The organism is Streptomyces sp. NPDC059256 (genome assembly GCF_042753785.1).
GTDB lineage: Bacteria > Actinomycetota > Actinomycetes > Streptomycetales > Streptomycetaceae > Streptomyces.
The window spans coordinates 124,609-142,324 of sequence record NZ_JBHYZO010000007.1 but is presented as its reverse complement, the minus strand read 5'-3'; the positions used below and the strand labels follow the sequence as shown (position 1 = coordinate 142,324).

Genomic DNA, 17,716 nt, shown 5'->3' with positions numbered 1-17,716 from the left:
CGGAGTAGTGGTGGAGCTTTCCGGGCCGCGAGCCTTGGTGCGCAACGCGTGGGCGGTCAACCGTCCGCTCACCGGAGCAGGCGTCCTGCTGGGAGTGGTCAGCGTGGCCGCCCTGGTGGGGCTGGTCGTCGACCCGAGGGAGATCACCGGGCAGGGCGCCTGGGCCAAGCCCGCCCGGTTCGCGTTCTCCTTCGCGCTCTACGCCGTCACCCTGATGTGGTTGCTGACATTCGTCCGAGGTCGCCAGCGTCTCGTCCGCCTCATCTCCTGGGTCACCGCGGTCGCCGTGGTCCTCGAAGTGCTCTGGGTCGTGCGGGCGGCAGCGGTCGGCACGACCAGCCACTTCAACTTCAGCAACAGCTTCACCAGCACCCTGGCGCTGATCATGTTGGTGATCATCTCCATCACCGCCCTGCTGGGCCTGGTCACCATCGTCCTGCTGCTGCGCCAGCGGGTCGAGCCACCCGCCCTGGCCTGGGCGCTGAGCCTTGGCCTCGCCCTCGCCCTGGTGGGCATGGCCGTTGCCGTCCCGATGGTCATCTCTCCCACGGGAGCGCAGGAGGCAGCCGCAGATCGGGGGCTGGGGATGCCGATCGTCGGTGGCCACACCGTCGGTCGCCCCGACGGCGGCCCGGGCATGCCCATCACCAACTTCAGCACCGCGGCCGGCGATCTGCGCGTTCCCCACTTCGTCGGTGTTCACGCCCTCCAAGTCCTCTGCCTGCTCGGTCTGCTTCTGACCCTCGGTCCCCGAAGCCTCGGGCCGCGTCACCGAGTGGTGTTGGTGTGGATCGCCGCCTCTGCCCTGTTGGTGCTCACGGGCATCCTGACCTGGCAGGCCCGCCGGGCCCAGTCCGTCACTTCTCCGGACAGCGCGACCGTGGCCGCGTTCGTCGTTCTCGCCGGGGCGGTGGCCGTGGCCACCGCCGCCGTCTTCCTGCACGCCCGCACCACACCCCCGTCCCAGCCCGAGAGCCCCGGGTGATCGGGTGGTGAGGCATCAGCCCGCCTCCTTCTCGGGGCTCCGAGCGCACAGAGCAACTCTTGTGGACCCCCTCATCTCACCGATGGCATGGGCTCCGATGAGCACCGACTGGCATGAGCCCGACGCCCTCGACTTCAGCACCGAGAGCGGGAGTTGGAGGATCGTCCCGGCCGAACCGCTGGACGAGGCGCCCCCGGTTCAATGACTCCGTCTCGACCTTGAACCGGGCATCCGCACTCTGCCCTGACGGTTCACTCCGTACGTGGGCGACGTTTTCGGCCCTGAGCGGCCTGCCGGCTACTGGCCGGTCCTGGGCTGAAGGAGCATCTGGGCCGAAAGGTCCACCAGTTGCCGCAACACGGGTACGTAATGTGGATCGCCGCCCATGTCGTTGACGATGCGATATGCCTCATCGCGATACCCGTTGATGTCCTGTCGATATCGACGCAGCACCGCGGGGGCGAGAAGGAGATCCGTGAGTTCGCTCCTTGCTCGAACGGACTCCTGGGCGACCGTATGCAGTGCCAGGATCTCCGCCCGACACTCGGGTGTGGCACCCTCCATGGCACACGCCAGGAGATAGGTGACCGTACCGTTCAGTAGGTCCTCGTTGCGGCCGGACAGAATGTCGTCCTGGTCGTTGAACATCTGCCAGAGAATCCCGAAGACATAGCCGAACTCGCGCCATCGCTCTATTTCGTTGCGCTCGGCGCCGGAGAGGATGGCTGCCATTGCGGTGATCATGCCGAAGGGGGCGCCGGATTTGCCGCGGTAGGCCGTGATGACGGAATCTCGTGTCGCACCCCCCACATCTCCGCGCATATCGTCCAGTTGTCCCTCAACGGCGACGATCCAGCCGTTGGTGATCTCGGCCGTCAGCGCCCCGCGTACGGAATCCGGCACCTCCTGCGACTGGATGACCTGCACCGGGAGCATATGGCCCGTGACCAGAGAAGCGAGAAGTGCTTCGTTCTCGCCGAGGTCATCGACCTTGGTGCCGCCGTTGCCATCGGCCAGGTCGTCGAGATAGCACGCGGACGTCCACCACAGCACATGAACGGCTGACAGTGGAATGGCCGGTCTTGGAGTGCCGGTCTCGATGGCATGAACCAGCAGCGGCAGTACGGAAAGCGGGTGTCTCAACTTCTGGTGGTGGAGCAGCTTGGTGATGGCGCTCTTGACGGCGCTCGATGACGGTCCGAGCCGATCGAGTGCGGAGTCGATCTCCGCTTCGATGCTCGGAGAGACTTGCCGGTGCAACTCCAGGTAGGACAGGGAACTCACTGAGCGGCCTCCATCGTGCGGATGAATTGAGATTGCCGTACATCATGGGTCGAAGAGTGCCCATGGTGATGAGCGCTCTCCTGCCGAGTGGTGCAATCCGAGGTGTGGCACGGAAGGGGAAGTGACCGATGCGGGTGCGGTTCACGAAGACTGTTGCCCGGGTGACGTTACCGATTCGATCATTCGGGGTGGAAGCCAGCTAGAGCGACTTTTGGACCTGGCTGATTCTCGTCTTCACGCGGGCGACGGTTTGTGCTGGCCCCACCTGTCCCGATGCTCAGCCGGCATGGAGGCGGCAGGCGGCGTACGTCATCGCGGCCCCGTCCTCGTTGCCGGCGCACGGGCATGTTCGGCGGGATCCGGTCTCTGCGCAGCGAGTCGTGGCGATGCTCGACAGTGACGCACAGTCATATCGGGGCCTGAGCATCGACGGCCACCCATGTCCGGCCCTCCCTGGCGAACTGGTGAAACCGCGCAGGGCGCGCCACATTGGACCCATGACATTCTGTGCCACCCAGGAATCACCCGTCACCGTACGTGTGTTCAGGCAGGGCTTCGGCAGCACTCCCCGCGGTGCCTGGTTCGCCCGGCACCTCGCGCTCCACCAGTTCTGTCGCTGGGGCATTCCGCACCGCAGCGAACTGTCCGACGACGCACTCGTACTCGTGGGGGAACTGGCAGCCAACGCCGTCACCCACGGATGGGTGCTCGGGCGGGACTTCGAATTGGCCCTCACCCATGTTCCCGGTGAGGTGTTGGTGATCGAAGTGTCGGACGCCCGGGCGGACAGACACCCGCCCGGGCCCGGTGAGCTCGGCAGGCCGTCGGCCGGCTACTCCCGCGGGCGGGGGCTGCTGATCGTGAACGCGCTCGCCGATCGATGGGACGTGCTGGATCGTGCGCCACTGGGCAAGACGGTACGGGCCGAGTTGGACCTGACCCGCTGACGCCGCGGGCGTAGCCCGGTGGACGTCCAGGTCTGCACTCGACGGACCCTCACGCCGCCGACGCGGGGGACGATCGACGTACATAGGCGCCGGGCGTCTGGTCGAAGTACTTGCGGAAGGCGAGGATGTAGCCGTTCGTGCTGACGAATCCGACCCGTGCCGCCACCGTGCTCACCAGATGCCCCTGAGCGAGCAGGTCGAGCGAGTGGTTGAGTCGCAGACGGGTGCGCCACTCGGAGAACGCCAGCCCGGTCTCGGCCCGAAAGGCACGGCGCAGGCTGGTCGAGTTCGTGTAGAGGCTCTCCGCCCACTCGGTGGCCGTCCGTGGATCGCTGGGCATCCGGATGAGCTCCCTGGCCACCGTGCTGGCCGCGCGACTGGTGGGTTGGGGGAGGGGAAGGCAGTCCGGGTGACCGTTCGACAGGGCGGCGAAGACGGATGAGTCATCGTGGTGCGACTCCGAGCAGCGCATCCGCCCCAGCAGCATCCGGCGCTGGGTGGCCGTGACGTTGACGACCGTCGTCTCCGCGTAGGGCAGGTGGTGGCGCTCGGTGGTGAACGTCTCGACGACGAACAGGGAGTCGAGGTCGAAGCGTGCGCTGTGCGGGATTCCGGCCGGTATCCACAGGGCCACGGACGGGGACAACTCGTAGTCCCGCCCCAGCGCCGTGATGACGATCCGGCCGAGCGGTACATAGAGGAACTGGTGGAAGTCGTGTACGTGGGTGGGGTGCCCGCCGGCGGCGATGAAGTCGTCGTCCACGGACTCCACGGAGGGCAGAGCAGCTGCCGGTGCCCCGTCCAGCGCGCCGGATGCCACCGAAAGGACGTCCGACACCGGGAGGTCGGTCGCCAGGGACGGGGTTACCACGGAGGGCATAACGGTCGAAGGTGCTGGATGGGTGGAAAACGTCCGGGACTCTTCCGTGGTCCCGGCCTCGGACAACAGGGCGCTCTTGGCCACGACAACCTCCAGGCGGCGGGGTCAATCTGACCCCTGAGTGTGAACGATCTGACTCCGGCCTTGGACTGCCCGGAATCGCAGTAAGGGTAACCTTACCTGTCGCTTGTCCAGGTAAGGAGCCCAGAGCAGACCCATGACTGACACGTCCCCGCTGGCGACGTCACCACCGCCACCGGCGAGGACCAAGTCCTCGCGCGGTACGACGGTGGCGGTGCTGAGCCTCATCGCCCTGGTCGCCGTGCTGATCGGCAGCATCGGCCTCGGTGCCCGTTCCATCGCGCCCTCCGAAGTCATCAGCATCCTGCTGGATCCGGACGGCACCGGCTTCAACTCCCATGTGCTGTGGACCGAGCGCATACCGCGCAGCTTCCTCGGCCTCGCCGTGGGAGCAGCCCTCGGCGGCTCCGGGCTCATCATGCAGGCCCTGACCATGAATCCGCTCTCCGACCCCGGCATCCTCGGTGTCGAGCAGGGGGCGGCCATGTTCGTCGTCCTCGGCATCGTCCTCTTCGGCCTCTCCGGCGTGACCGCCTACTTCTGGCTGGCACTGATCGGAGCCGGCTTCACCGCCGCCCTCGTCTATCTGATCGGCATCCGGACCAACGCCGGCAGCTCCACCATCGGACTCGTCCTCGCGGGAGTCGCCGTCGCTGCCGTGATGTCCTCGCTCATCACCCTGCTCGTGGCGCGCGACGAGGCCGTCTACGCCCACTTGCGTTTCTGGTCCGTGGGTCAACTCACCGGACGGGGCTCGATCATGGGCGAGATCGCCCCCTTCGCCATCGTCGGACTGCTCCTCGCCCTACCGCTCGGGCGCACCCTCAACATCCTCAGCCTCGGGGACGAGACCGCCCGGGGGCTCGGTGTGCGCGTCGAGCGGTCCCGGCTCGCCGCAGCCGCCATCGCCGTACTGCTGTGCGCCACCGCCACGGCCGCCGTCGGGCCCGTCGCCTTCGTCGGTCTGGTCGCCGCCCACTGCGCACGGATGCTGGTGGGGGCCGACCACCGATGGTCGCTCCCCGTCTCCATGGCCCTGGGCGCGATCCTGCTCACCGCCGCCGACACCGCCGGACGACTCGTACTCGACAACGGAGAGGTCCAAGTCGCGGTCATGACCGCCGCGGTCGGAACCCCGTTCTTCGTGTGGCTCGCCCGCCGCGGGGACCTGGTGCGGATGTGATGACGATCCTCGACACCCGGACCGTCCCGGACAAGACGACGACCCGTGCCGCCATCAAGGAGCGGCTGCGCAGCGCCCACCGCGCCAAGACCCGCCGCACCGCGCTCACCGTCACCACCCTGGTCATGGTGCTGGTGGGGCTGCTGGTCGCCTCCGTGCTCCTCGGCGGCGTGGGCAGGGTCGACCCCGCCGACGTACTGCCAGCGGCCTTCGGTCTGCGCACCGGACTAGCGGACTACATGATCTTCCAGATCAGGGTTCCGCGCGCCCTCGCCGCCCTGCTCTCCGGTGCCCTCTTCGGTCTCTCCGGCGCGATCTACCAGCGGCTGATCCGCAACCCCCTCGCCACCCCCGACATCATCGGCATCTCCGCCGGCGCCGGGGCGGGCGCCACCACCGTCTTCCTCTTCGCACCCGCCCTCGCCTTCGGTGCTCCGGTGGCCGCGATCCTCGGATCGTTCGTCCTGCTCGCGATCATCCACGCACTGAGCCTGCGCAGGGGAGGCGTCGACACCTATCGACTGGTGCTCGTCGGCATCGGCATGAGCGCGATCTGCATCGCCTACACCAACTACCTGCTCACGGTCGCGGACAAGCACAGCCTCGCCGTCGCCATGCGCTGGCTCATCGGCAGCGTCAGCGCCGCCGACTGGGACGGTGTCACCGTGCTCGCCGTCGGAGCGGTGGCCTGCGGGATCTGCGCCCTGCTGCTCAACCGCTCGCTCGGCAGCATGTCCCTGGGTGACGAACTCGCCACCGGACTCGGTACTTCCGTTTCCCGGACGCGTCTCGCGGCACTGCTGCTGGGTGCCGCCGCGGCAGCTCTTGCAACCAGCATCGTCGGTCCGATCGGCTTCGTCTCGCTGATCAGCGGCCCGATCGCGGTACGCCTGGTGGGCGCCGATCGCGCCGTGGGTCTGTCCGCCCTCATCGGCGCGGCCATCGTCCTCGGCGCCGATGTCCTCGCCCAGAACGCACCACTGATCAGCCCGGTACCGACCGGGGCCCTCACCGCGCTCCTGGGCGCGCCCTACTTCGTCTGGCTGATCCTTCGGCGCAGGCCGGAGGCCACGCTATGACCGACCAACTCGAAGCCCGGCAGATCAGCACCGGCTACGGCAAGTCCCTCATCAGCAAGGACCTGTCCGTCGCCATCGAAGCGGGGAAGATCACCGCGCTGGTCGGCCCCAACGCCTGCGGCAAGTCCACCCTGCTGAAGTCCATGGCCCGCCTACTGCCGATCGCCGCTGGCTCGGTGTTGCTCGAAGGCTCCGACATCCACTCGATGCCCACGCGCGAGGTGGCCCGTCGGCTGGGCATCCTGCCCCAGTCACCGATCGCTCCAGAGAGCATCACGGTGGGTGACCTGGTCTGGCGAGGGCGCCATCCGCATCGGCAGTTCGGCCAGCGCCGCACCGACGCCGACGAGGTCCTCATCGTGGACGCCCTGATGGCCACGGGTACGGCCGAACTCGTCGACCGTCCCGTCGACCAACTCTCCGGCGGACAGCGCCAGCGGGTGTGGATCGCGCTCGCCCTCGCCCAGGACACCCCGACACTGCTCCTCGACGAGCCGACCACCTATCTCGACATCGCCCACCAGATCGAGGTGATGGACCTGCTCGCCGATCTCAACGAACAGACCGGCAAGACCATCGTCCTCGTCTCGCACGACCTCAACCAGGCCGCGCTGTACGCCTCTTCGATCATCGCCATGCGTGATGGCTCCATCGTCCGCCAGGGCACCCCCGACGAAGTCCTCACCGAACAGACCGTCGCCGACGTGTTCGGACTGCAGTGCATCGTCGTTCCCCACCCACGCACCGCCCGGCCCCAGATCTTTCCCCTGGGCCGGCGCGACCTCACCCAGGAGAAGTAGGAAATGAACCGCACCACCCACCCTCGTTCGGCACGTCGCGGCACGGTACGCGTGCTGGTGGCCTCCGCCGCCTGCCTGAGCCTCGTCACCGCCTGCGGTTCCAACGACAGCGGCAACTCCTCCGACAAGACCGGCGACAAGAAGGCCGCCGCCGGCTCCGACCAGTACCCGCTGACCATGCCCAACGCATGGGACAAGACCGTCGTGGAGAAGAAGCCGCTCCGGGTCGCCACCGTTTCCGACGGCGACACCTCCATAGCCCTGGCACTCGGCCTCGTCCCGGTCATCACACCGGACATCGAGGACGGCGACAAGGTCGCCGAGTACAAGCAGCGCGCCATGGACAAGCTGAACGTCGACAAGCTGAAGACGTATGACGACGCGGACGGCATCGACTTCGAGGCCATCGCCGCCGAGGCGCCGGACGTCATCCTGGGCATGAACAGCTGGGACATGGACGGCTCCTACGCCAAGTTGAAGCCGATCGCCCCCGTCGTCACCTACACCGACAAGAAGCACGCGGACACCCTGCCCTGGCAGGAGCGCCTGAAGGGCGCCGCGAAGGCCCTCGGCCTCAGCGCCAAGGCCGATGAGGTCATCGCCGCCAACGAGAAGGCCATCGCCGACGCCGCGGCGGCCAACCCCCAGCTCAAGGGCAAGACGTACACCTACAGCGTCGTCCACCCCGAGCAGATCACGTTCATGTCCTACGCCGACCAGGATGCGGGCATCTTCGAGCAGCTCGGCCTCCAGAAGACCGCCAAGGCGAAGGACTACAGCGCCAAGAACAACAGCGTCAGCCTGGAAAAGCTCGACGAACTGGAGGCCGACCTCCTGCTGATCACCTACCCGTTCGGCGACGAGGGCCTGCTGAACGCGTCCGAGCTGGAGACCAACAAGCTCTTCCAGTCCCTGAACGTGGTGAAGAAGAAGAACTACGCGGTCATCCCCTCGGACAACACCCTGGCCTCCTCCATCGCCTACCCGGACGCCCTCAGCGCCAGCTGGGTCGTCGAGGAGCTGACGCCGATCCTGGTCAAGGCGGCGGCAGGGAAGTAGCCGCCCCTCCATGACGAGAAGGCCCCGGGACGCCCCGGGGCCTTCTGGTTCGAGGTCCGCTAGGAGTGCGCGTCCACCACGGGTGTCACACGTCCTTCGGGCATCGACAGCAGCAGCCGGCCCCGGCCGATGGTGTCCGCGCGATGCGCGATCACGATGAGCGTGCGGTCGGCGGCTGCCATCGAAAGCGCCTCCTCGATCGTGGCCGCCGTACCCGCGTCGACGCCGGCCGTCGCCTCGTCGAGGATCAGCACCGCGGGATCGGCCAACACCGCCCGGGTGATCGCCACCAACTGCCGCTCTCCCGCCGACAGCGTCCGGGTGCCCACCCGAGTGTCCAGGCCGTCCGGCAGCGAGGCCACCCAGCCACTCAAGCCCAGTTGCTCGACGGCCCCTTCGATCCGTGCTCGATCCGGCCGACCCGACACCAACGCCAGATTCTCGGCCAGGGTGCCGTCCACCAACGCCACCTCCTGGGGCACCAGAACGATCCTGGTCCGCAGCCGCTCATGACCCAACCCGGCCAGGTCGTGCCCCGCGAAGGCCACCACTCCTCGATCGGGTCGGTAGAGGCCGGCCAGCAGTTTGCCGAGGGTGGACTTCCCGGAACCCGTCTCCCCGGCCACCACCAGCCGCTCCCCGCTCGCGACGGTCAACGACATCCCGTCGAGCACCACACTGCCCGGTGCGTACGAGAAGTCGACCGCATCGAGGGTGAGCGCACCCCGCGACGGTAGTTCGGGCGTATCGGCGGGTTCGGAGGGTTGTTCGGTCGCCCGCAGGAGATCGAGCAGCCGCGCCAGGTGCACATGTGCCTCCCGGGCCTCACCGATGGCCGCAGCGACGCTCTCGAAGCGGTTGAAGATGTCCCGGGTCGCCAACACGAACACCACGGCCGTCCCCACACTCAATGTCCCGCGCCCCACGAACACTGCGCTGACGATCAACAACCCGCCCACGCAGACCGCCTGGAGCAGAGCGAGCCGGTCGAGCCTGAACTCGGTGCGTATCTGGACGGTCTGCGCCTTGAGCAAGCGATCGTTGTCATGGTCGAACCGGGCCAACCACCGAGGTACGGCACCGCTGATGCGCAACTGCTCCTGCGCCGGCAGCGACTCGGAGAAGGTGGCGGCCATCGCCGCTTCGGCTGCGGCCACCTCCGCGTACGCCGGGCTCGCGCGCACCTGGAAACCTCGGACGATCACCGTGGCGAGCGGGACGAAGAACACCAGCAGGCCGACCGTCAGCAGCCAGGAGTACAGGGCCAGCATCATGACCGTGAAGGCGAGCACCGCGATGGCGGCGGCCAGATCGGGCAGGGTCGTCCCGACGAATGACGCCAGGCCGTTGATCTCCCCGGTCAGTCTGCGCAGCAACTCGCCACGGCGATGGGACTCCACGAACCGCAACGGAGCCGATCCCACCGAAGCGGTCGCGCGGTCACGCATCCCCGCCAACACATACTCGCCGACCCGTATCAACCAGTAGCGCGACAGCCAGGTCAGCACTCCGCTCGCCGCGACCAGGGCGAACAGCGCCAGCACCCAACGGAGCAGCCCGGGCCGGTCCCCGTTGCCCGCAGCGTCCACCAGGCGTCCGATCGCCGCGGTCACGGCCACGGCCAGCCCTGCACCGGCGAGCGTGAGGAGCACCGCGGCCACGAGCCCCGCCCGGTGCCCACGGAGGAAGGGCGCCGCACGACGGAAGACCGCACGCTGGTCGGGAAGATCGCTCAAGACGAGCGAAGCGGACGTCATCGGCTGATCAGACATGGAGCGACCCCCGGTCGATGTGGCCGTCATCGAGGACGACCTCGCGGTCGGCCATGGCGCGAACGGCCGGTGAATGAGTGGCAAACACGACCACGCGGTCGGCCGTGGCGCGCCGCAACCGCTCCAACACCTGTGCTTCGGTACCCGCGTCCAATGCGGAGGTCACATCGTCCAATAGCAGGACGGGACAGTCGCGCAACAGCGTCCGGGCCAGGGTGACCAATTGCCGTTGGCCCCCGGACAGGGCTCCACCGCGCTCGCCGACCTGGGTGTCATGGCCGTCGGCCAACCCCGCGAGAGCCAGATCCAGCCCGGCGGCCCGCGCTGCGCGCTCGATGTCCGCTTCCGTCCGATCCCCGCCGAGCAGCAGATTCTCGGTCACCGTCCCATGGAGCAGCAGCGGACCCTCCGGTACGAAACCGACGGTCCGAAAGACATCGTCGGAACAGAGCCCGGCCATCGACACATCCGCGACCTCGACCGTGCCCGAGGCCGGGACAAGTCCGGCGATCGCCCGCAGGAGGGTGCTCTTGCCCGAGCCGGTCGCCCCGGTGAGGACCACCCACTCACCCGGCACGGCGGTCAACTCCAGTGGTCCGATCGGCGCGCGGCCCGGTCGGTTGACCGTCAACGCCTCGACCCGCAGCGCACCACGGGGCACCTCCACCGACGCACCGCTCTCCGACTCCGGTGCCAGGGCCAGGACGTCGGCGATCCGACCGGCCGCGACGCGTGCTTCCGTACGGTCACCGAGCCGTGCGATCACGACATTGACGGCCAGCGACACCGTGCCCATCCACAGGACGAACGTGGTCAGTGCGCCCACGGTGATCCGACCGTCGATCACCGCATGGCCCCCCGCCAGCAGCCCCGTGGCGACGGCCAGCAGGGGGACGACCGAAGCGGTCGCCTCCCACACCGAGCTCACGGAGGCCAGCCGCATGGTGTGTCCGGTGACCTGGGCGCTGTGGGCGTGGTGTCGTTCCACCATCCACCGATCCGCTCCGACCCCGCGCAAGGAAGGCAGCGCCGACAGCAGCTCCTCCGCGGTGCTGCTGCGCCGGCTGTGGGCCGTGGACAGTTCCTCCGCCCGTCGGCTGAACAGCGGGGGGAACAGCCGGTTGACCACCAGCAGGACGGGCACCGTCAAGGCGGCCACCACCAGCAGAAGCGGATCGAGCCCGCCGATCGCCGGCACCAGGACCACTCCGGTCAACGCGATCACCACCCAGGCCGTCAACCCGTGCACCCACCCCGTGATCGCATCGGTGTCACGGGTCGCCCGCGTGGTCAGATCGCCGAAACTCCCGGCACGCCGGTGCATGGTGTCGGTGTCGATCGCGAGGACGGCCCGCAACAGCCGCGTTCGCAGCATGGCCCCGGTGTGGGCGTCGGCCAGTGTGGTCCACAACTGCCAGCCGCGGATGCCGGCGTACTCGACGATCGCGATGAGCACGAATGCCCCCGCATAGCCGGCGACGACCGCGACCGACCCTCGTTTCACTCCGGCGTCGATCGCCCGGCCGAGCACCCACGGCATGGCGAGGAAGGCGCACTGGCGCAGGGTCGCCCATAGGACGGCGCGCAGGACGAAGGCCCGTGCGTGCACCAAGGACTGCCACAGCAGTTGGGAGGAGGGGGAGCGGGGGCGGAACACCCCAGGTGAAGTGGACGCGATTGATATCACAGGTGGCTGCTGTCCTCGTCGGCGGTTCGGGGGCAGGGGGACGTGCCGGGGCCGGGAGGCGCTGGGCCACGGACCCTGGCCACCGTAGGAGCAGGCCGACGAGCCCGGTCCAAGACAGAGCGCGAGTCATCGAAGTGGTAGGGGTGTCGCCGTCGACCGTGCGCGCGCCTTCCCACGGGGGCCGGACGCAGATGGGACAAGCAGCCCGGCCAGGCCCACTCCGCGCGAGGAGGACTGCCGTGCCTGTCGACCCTCTCCGAGGCGATGCGTGCGCTCTCCGCCGCTAGGGACCCCCAGGAATCGTGCGCACAGTGCCACATCGAGGTCGGAGGGTTGGATCGAAGCCCCCTCCGTGCCCCTAACCTGAATCGATCCCCCTGATGAAGGAGCAGTAGCGATGTCGCGCAGTCCCCGTTCGGTAGTCACCTTTCCCATCGTGCTCAGGGAACTGACCGTGCTGCGCGTCAGGGACGTCACACCAGGAATGCGCCGGATCACCCTGGGCGGCGAGCAACTGCATGCCTTTGAGACCCATGGCCTGGAACTCCCCCCGCTGCGCTCGGACGGCTTCGACGACCATGTGAAGTTCTTCTTCGCCGACGGCGATGACGCCCCGGTGCTCCCGAGGCAGAACGTGAGCAGCCTCGACTGGCCCGCGGACGCCCGGCCGATCGCCAAGGACTACACGCCCGTCAGGTTCGACCCCGAAGCCGGTGAGATCGACTTCGACTTCGTACGCCATGAGGGCGGGATCGCCTCCGCCTGGGCCGAGGCGGCCGAGCCCGGTGACATCACCTGGATCGCCGGACCGAAGATGTCGCACAGTCACCCGGAGGGCGTCGACTGGCTGCTGGTGATCGGTGACGAGACGGCTCTGCCCGCGATCGGCCGCTGGCTCGCTGAGATGCCCGCCGGCACCCGGGCGCGCGTACTGATCGAGGTGGGGGAGGACAGCCACCGCCAGGACCTGCCGACCGAGGCCGACGCCGAGATCACCTGGCTCTCGCGCCAGGGCGCACCGGCCGGTACCACCACCGTGTTGGAGGACGCCCTGCGTGGCGTCGAGTGGCTGCCGGGCGAGGTCTTCGTCTGGGCCGCGGGCGAGGCGGGTGCGCTCAAGGGCATCCGCCGTCACCTCGCGACGGAGCGGAAGGTTCCGCGTGAGCGCACCCACATCACGGGCTACTGGCGGTACACGCCGCACGCCCCGGGCGTGGACGCCGCTGCCGCGGAGGACGAGGAGGACGAGGCACACGAGCGGCTGCACGACCTCACCGATCTGGCCCCCGCCTATGCGATCCGTACGGCCGTCACCCTCGGTCTGGTGGATCTGGTCCACGGCGGAGTGCGTGACCTGGATGAACTGGCGCGTCGCAGTGGGTCCAACCCCTCCGTGCTCGCCGCACTGATGTCGTACCTGGAGGCGATCGACGTCTTCGCCACCGATGAACGCGGATACCGTCTCACCGCCATCAGCGAGGAACTCGTCGAGGACGATCACTCCGCGGAGGAGTACGACCTCCGCGGGGCTCAGGCCGCGTTCGACCTGTCGATCGCCGGGCTCCTCGACACGGTTCGCACCGGAGCCGCGGGCTACCGCACGCTTGGCGGCCAGACGTTGGCCGAGGCGATGCGGGACGACGTCCGCCTCGGCACCTCGGCCCGCGCCGCCGTCGAGGAGGAGACGCGTTGGGTCGCGCCCGGTGTGTCGGCGGCGTACGACTGGTCTTCCGTCGCCACCTTGACCGCGGCGGGCGACGGTGTGGGGACGGTGGTCAACGCCCTGGTGAAGGAGTTCGCCGGGCTCAACGTACGCATCGTGGACGTACCCTCCCAGCTGAAGCTGCTGGAGGAGCAGATCCTGGACACCGATGTGCTCGCACGCATCGAACTGGTGCCGCAGAGCAACCAGGTGCCGCGCGGCGGTCAGACCGTCCTCGTCTCCCATCTGCTCGATCGACTGCCCGACGACGACGCTGTGGTGGTGCTCGCCGAGACCGCTGCGGGACTGCCGGCCGGTGGTGAGCTGATCATGGTTGAACAGGTCACGGCCGCCGACACCGACGATGTCGATGCAACCCTCCACCATCTGCGACTCACCTGCGCCTTCGGCTCCGGGGTGCGCTCGACAGACCAACTGAGCGAGCTGGCCGCCCGCGCCGGCCTGACGGTCCACAGCTGCCGTGACATCGGCTGGGACCATCGACTGTGGGTGCTGACGGCCGAGTGATCGTCCTCAGGAGGAGTTGCGGCCCGACCCGCTGAGCTGCTGCGGCGAACGGAAGGCAGAGCGGTATGCCTGGGGCGGGACTCCCGTGTGCCGGGTGAAATGCTGACGAAAGGTGGAGGCGGCACCGAACCCGGTGTCGGCGGCGATGCGGTCGATCGGCATCGCCGTGGTCTCCAGGAGCTGCTGGGCCCGGTTCACCCGGGCCCGGAGCAGCCATTGGAGCGGGGTGGTGCCGGTCTGCGCCTTGAAGTGGCGGTTGAGACTGCGGATGCTCATCGCAGCCTGTCGGGCGATGTCATCGAGCGACAGCGGTTCGTGCAACCTGCCCTCCATCCACTGGAGGGTGGCCTGTAGCGCCGTGTCGTGTTCGCCCGGATGGGGCTGCTCGATGAACTGGCTCTGGCCGCCGTCGCGTTGGAGCGGCATCACCGTGCGCCGCGCGGTGGAGGCGGCGACGCTCGCGCCCAGATCGCGATGGACCAGATGGAGACAGAGGTCGAGGGCGGCGGCCACCCCTGCGGAGGTGATGATCGGACCGTTGTCGATGTAGAGGCTGCCGTCGTCGACCTCCACGGCCGGATACCGCCGGGCGAGTTCGGCGGCGAACATCCAGTGAGTGGTGGCCCGCCGTCCGTCGAGCAGCCCGGTGGCGGCCAGGGTGAAGGCCCCCACGCACACCGATGCGAGCCGGGCACCTTGCGCGTACGCGGACCGCAGGGCGTCCAGCACATCGGTCGACGGAGCGTCCAGACGGCCCGCGTGGCCGGGCACGACGACGGTGTCGGCTTCGGCCAGGGCCTCCATGCCCCACTCCGTCGTGAGCCGGAATCCCCCCAGGTCGGGTTCGGTACGCACCTCCCGGCCCGGTGCACAGATCCGTACGTCGTAGTGGGCGCGTCCGAGTGCGTCGTTGGCCGTCCCGAAGATCTGACCGGGCACGGACAGCTCGAAGGGAACGACACCGTCGAGAGCAAGAACCACCACCAAGGACATGGCCAGAACCTAGCGGATAGGGCTGATATAGCCAACGGCGGTGAGCCGCCCCGGCCTATGCCTTAGACCTATGCTCCGGTGGTGGACCCGGGACGGACGATCATCAGTACGGTCACGGTCACCCACAGCAGGTTGAACACACCGGTGGCCATCGCCAGCCGGGCTCCCGTCCGTCGATCCGCGCCGACGGATGTCGGCACATCGGCTGTGCCGACGGATTCACCGCCCCCCGCCTCGACATGCGCCAAGCCACTCTCCTGCTGCGGCAGCACGACGACGATGAGGACCACCGCGGCGGCGGCCGTCAACACCATGGAGACCAGCAACCAGGGGCTGCCGAGCACGCCCAGGCTCTGGGCGGTGGCGAACCCGAACACGGGCACGGCGATCCCCACGGCCGCATAGCTGCGGCAGATGCGATGCAGCACGCGCAGCGTCGCCACCACCCCGGTGTCATCCGGGGCGGACTGCGCCTTGCGCAGCACGGGCGGGAACATGCTGGCGGCGACCGTGACCGGCCCCACCGCCAGGATCGCGGCAATGACATGCAAGGACAGCAAGAACTTCGTCATGGGTGCTTGTGTCTTCCCACTGGTGGTGCGGGGTGGGTGGCGTGCGCCTGCCAACCACTCCGCCGACGGTCGGGGTTCACCACGGGAGGACGGGCCGCCACCGGGGCGGTCCCCGGACGGTTCTCAGCCCGTTGCCGTGATGAGCGCGCTCCGCGCGGGCTTCCTCGCGGAGGTAGCGCCGACGTCGTTCCTCTACGTCGGCGGCCACCCCTCCACGCTAGAGGGGGAGGGGGAGGGCCGAGGAGTGGCAAAAGTGCCCTGCTGCGCCGGATTCTGGCCAGGGGCGTAGTTCGGGTCCGGTCGCGGGTGACCGCACCCGGGCCGACGGGACACCGTTCGGAGCACATCAGGGTCAACCGGTGCCGCGGCAAACGTGTCACATGGCGAGCGACACCAGGTGGGCGCAGGCCCCGCCCTCGGTGCTGTGACGGGCGATCACCTGGTGACTCCCGCGCTCATACACTCCCGTTTCCCAACCCCCGTCCCGACCCTGCCGTAGGAACAGGAAGTCGACCGGGGTGGGCACCGGTTCATGAATGCCCTCGATGCGGTACGAGCCGTCCGCAACCCCCGCCGTGGCCAGCAGGTCCCGTGCCTCTCGCCGGTTCACGAAGGCACTACTGGGCAACGGGCGTCAGATAGCCACGGTCCAACAGCCACTTCACATTGAGCCGCTGGTCCTGGCCCGGGTCGAGGAACACCGGGTCCAGTTTGATCTGCTGGCCGCCTCCGGGCTGCTCGAACCATGGGGCGATGCTGCCCTGCCACACCCAGAACGGCTTGGCCACCTTGTAGACGCGGTAGTCACAGGCCACGGCCGCGTCACGGGTGTTGAGGTTCTGCGGGGGCAGCGCGCGTTCGGCGTAGGCGTCACCCGCGGGGGCGAGGTAGCTGCCGAACTCGGAGCCGAACCGGTCGAGCCGCTGGCCCGGGCGCAGCTTCGTGGGCTCCTTGTCGATCTCACCGTTGACCTCGCCGAAGCCGTCGTTCGGCGGGTACTTCCAACCGCCCGAGTCCGCCGGCCCGTCCTAGTACTTCTTGAGGAAGGCCGAAGGGGAGAGCTCTCCGGTGCGCTGGTAGCCCTTGAGGAGCGGACCCACCGGTGCTTGCCTCTTCTTCGGCAGCCACTTCGGTCCGAGCCTCGGGTCCCCGCGGAACTCCCCGGTGCACGGCTGATGCCTGGCCGACGCCGATCGGTCCGCTTCCTGCGGTGCGGCGCTCGCCGTGGGAGCGGCCATCAAACCGGCGGTCAGACCGAGCGTGACGAGTACGGTACGTATGCGATTCATCCAGAGGACCCCTTGTGCTGACGATCAATCAGGAAAGCCAACGAAAGCTATCCCCTTCACCCTCAGGGGTGGACTGTCTACGACTACTTCCGGCCCATTTCGTTCCCGGGTTGGGTGTGTTGTGAACGCTCGATCGATCAGGATCACCAGGCAGGAGATCCGAGCCGAACATGGAGAGGGGGACCACGGTGGCCCCGAAAGCCCAACCGCTGCTGATCCTTGTCTGCGGGCTTCCCGGCGCGGGGAAGACCACGCTGGCGCGCCGTCTTGCGGACCGGGTGCCCGCCGTACGACTGTGCCCGGACGAGTGGATGACCGGCCTCGGTCTTGACCTCTTCGACGAGCAGGCTCGGGGCCGTTTGGAGGAGGTTCTGTCGACCCATGCCCTGGAGCTGCTGGGCCTCGGACAGAGCGTGATCCTGGAGTTCGGCTTCTGGGGGCGTGAGGAGCGTGACGACATGCGTCTGGCGGCGCGTGCGCTCGGTGCCGCAGTCGAGTTGCACCACCTCACGGCCTCACTCGACGAACTGTGCAGACGCATCGAGCACCGAAGTGCGACCGATGCCGGAGGAACAGCGCTGATCAGCCGCGCGATGCTCGAAGAGTACGCCGAGCAGTTCGAAGCCCCGGACGAGGATGAACGGAATCTCTTCGACCAGCCTCCTGCGAGCCGGCCGACCTAGCGACTCCGCTGTGAGCCCGGTCCTGTGGAGGCTCTGACCGGGTCACACCGGGGTGGCCGGTGGGGATGCAGGGGGAGGCCCATCGCTCGACAACGCAGCTAGGTTGACCGCAACCTGGGCTTGACCTGGCCCCGGCAATGCGCGTTGTCCCGTGAGAAGCACCGTGAAACCGGACCACCGAGCGCGGCCGAG

The 17,716-nt window shown here is 68.3% G+C and carries 15 protein-coding genes and 1 pseudogene; 8 read left to right on the top strand and 8 right to left on the bottom strand.

The genetic code is table 11. The features are described 5' to 3' along the window. Nucleotides 1-10 precede the first annotated feature (10 nt). The gene (locus ACFXJL_RS18145) at nucleotides 11-985 is read left to right on the top strand and encodes a hypothetical protein (RefSeq protein ID WP_384693527.1); all 975 of its coding nucleotides are present in this window, start codon (nucleotides 11-13) and stop codon (nucleotides 983-985) included. Nucleotides 986-1,282: 297 nt separating this feature from the next. Here the strand turns inward: ACFXJL_RS18145 and ACFXJL_RS18140 are convergent, their stop codons facing one another. Further along, nucleotides 1,283-2,269, bottom strand: a complete 987-nt coding sequence (locus ACFXJL_RS18140; protein ID WP_384638944.1) for a polyprenyl synthetase family protein — start codon at nucleotides 2,267-2,269, stop codon at nucleotides 1,283-1,285. 497 nt (nucleotides 2,270-2,766) lie between these two features. Between ACFXJL_RS18140 and ACFXJL_RS18135 the strand changes: the two genes are divergently transcribed. After that, the gene (locus ACFXJL_RS18135) at nucleotides 2,767-3,216 is read left to right on the top strand and encodes an ATP-binding protein (protein WP_384693524.1); all 450 of its coding nucleotides are present in this window, start codon (nucleotides 2,767-2,769) and stop codon (nucleotides 3,214-3,216) included. Between the two features lie 49 nt (nucleotides 3,217-3,265). On the opposite strand, the gene ACFXJL_RS18130 is transcribed toward ACFXJL_RS18135, so the two are convergent. Then, a complete protein-coding gene (locus tag ACFXJL_RS18130) occupies nucleotides 3,266-4,096 on the bottom strand; it encodes an AraC family transcriptional regulator (protein WP_358878801.1) in 831 nt (276 codons plus the stop codon). 217 nt (nucleotides 4,097-4,313) lie between these two features. On the opposite strand from ACFXJL_RS18130, the gene ACFXJL_RS18125 reads away from it, so the two are divergent. The 4 genes from ACFXJL_RS18125 to ACFXJL_RS18110 are packed head-to-tail and all read left to right on the top strand — an operon-like array spanning nucleotide 4,314 to nucleotide 8,298. After that, nucleotides 4,314-5,360, top strand: a complete 1,047-nt coding sequence (locus ACFXJL_RS18125; protein ID WP_384693521.1) for a FecCD family ABC transporter permease — start codon at nucleotides 4,314-4,316, stop codon at nucleotides 5,358-5,360. Next, on the top strand, nucleotides 5,360-6,439 hold the full coding sequence (locus tag ACFXJL_RS18120) for a FecCD family ABC transporter permease (RefSeq protein WP_384693518.1): 1,080 nt from the start codon (nucleotides 5,360-5,362) through the stop codon (nucleotides 6,437-6,439). The genes ACFXJL_RS18125 and ACFXJL_RS18120 overlap by 1 nt, the downstream gene beginning before the upstream one ends. Beyond that, on the top strand, nucleotides 6,436-7,239 hold the full coding sequence (locus tag ACFXJL_RS18115; RefSeq protein WP_329012706.1) for an ABC transporter ATP-binding protein: 804 nt from the start codon (nucleotides 6,436-6,438) through the stop codon (nucleotides 7,237-7,239). Before ACFXJL_RS18120 ends, ACFXJL_RS18115 begins: the two co-directional genes overlap by 4 nt. Before the next feature lie 3 nt (nucleotides 7,240-7,242). Continuing rightward, nucleotides 7,243-8,298, top strand: a complete 1,056-nt coding sequence (locus tag ACFXJL_RS18110) for an ABC transporter substrate-binding protein (RefSeq protein ID WP_384693514.1) — start codon at nucleotides 7,243-7,245, stop codon at nucleotides 8,296-8,298. A 59-nt stretch (nucleotides 8,299-8,357) separates the two neighbouring features. On the opposite strand, the gene ACFXJL_RS18105 is transcribed toward ACFXJL_RS18110, so the two are convergent. Both ACFXJL_RS18105 and ACFXJL_RS18100 read right to left on the bottom strand, forming a co-directional pair. Further along, entirely contained in the window at nucleotides 8,358-10,055 is a 1,698-nt protein-coding gene (locus tag ACFXJL_RS18105) for an ABC transporter ATP-binding protein (protein ID WP_384693511.1), read from the bottom strand. 7 nt (nucleotides 10,056-10,062) lie between these two features. After that, complete coding sequence (locus ACFXJL_RS18100; protein ID WP_384693508.1) at nucleotides 10,063-11,727, bottom strand: ABC transporter ATP-binding protein; 1,665 nt, start codon at nucleotides 11,725-11,727, stop codon at nucleotides 10,063-10,065. Nucleotides 11,728-12,154: 427 nt separating this feature from the next. Here ACFXJL_RS18100 and ACFXJL_RS18095 point away from each other — a divergent pair, with 427 nt between their 5' ends. Next, nucleotides 12,155-13,987 carry an SIP domain-containing protein gene (locus tag ACFXJL_RS18095; RefSeq protein WP_384693506.1) on the top strand — a complete coding sequence of 611 codons (1,833 nt, stop codon included), beginning with the start codon at nucleotides 12,155-12,157 and terminating at the stop codon, nucleotides 13,985-13,987. Nucleotides 13,988-13,993: 6 nt separating this feature from the next. Here the strand turns inward: ACFXJL_RS18095 and ACFXJL_RS18090 are convergent, their stop codons facing one another. The 4 genes and pseudogenes from ACFXJL_RS18090 to ACFXJL_RS18075 form a co-directional block, all read right to left on the bottom strand. Then, entirely contained in the window at nucleotides 13,994-14,980 is a 987-nt protein-coding gene (locus ACFXJL_RS18090; protein ID WP_384693504.1) for a GlxA family transcriptional regulator, read from the bottom strand. A 68-nt stretch (nucleotides 14,981-15,048) separates the two neighbouring features. Continuing rightward, a complete protein-coding gene (locus ACFXJL_RS18085) occupies nucleotides 15,049-15,552 on the bottom strand; it encodes a hypothetical protein (protein WP_358878809.1) in 504 nt (167 codons plus the stop codon). Between the two features lie 376 nt (nucleotides 15,553-15,928). Further along, entirely contained in the window at nucleotides 15,929-16,162 is a 234-nt protein-coding gene (locus ACFXJL_RS18080; protein ID WP_384693501.1) for a hypothetical protein, read from the bottom strand. Nucleotides 16,163-16,169: 7 nt separating this feature from the next. After that, nucleotides 16,170-16,841 (bottom strand): annotated as a pseudogene (locus ACFXJL_RS18075) (TNT domain-containing protein). Between the two features lie 170 nt (nucleotides 16,842-17,011). Here ACFXJL_RS18075 and ACFXJL_RS18070 point away from each other — a divergent pair. Then, the gene (locus ACFXJL_RS18070) at nucleotides 17,012-17,524 is read left to right on the top strand and encodes an AAA family ATPase (RefSeq protein ID WP_384693498.1); all 513 of its coding nucleotides are present in this window, start codon (nucleotides 17,012-17,014) and stop codon (nucleotides 17,522-17,524) included. Nucleotides 17,525-17,716: the final 192 nt, after the last annotated feature.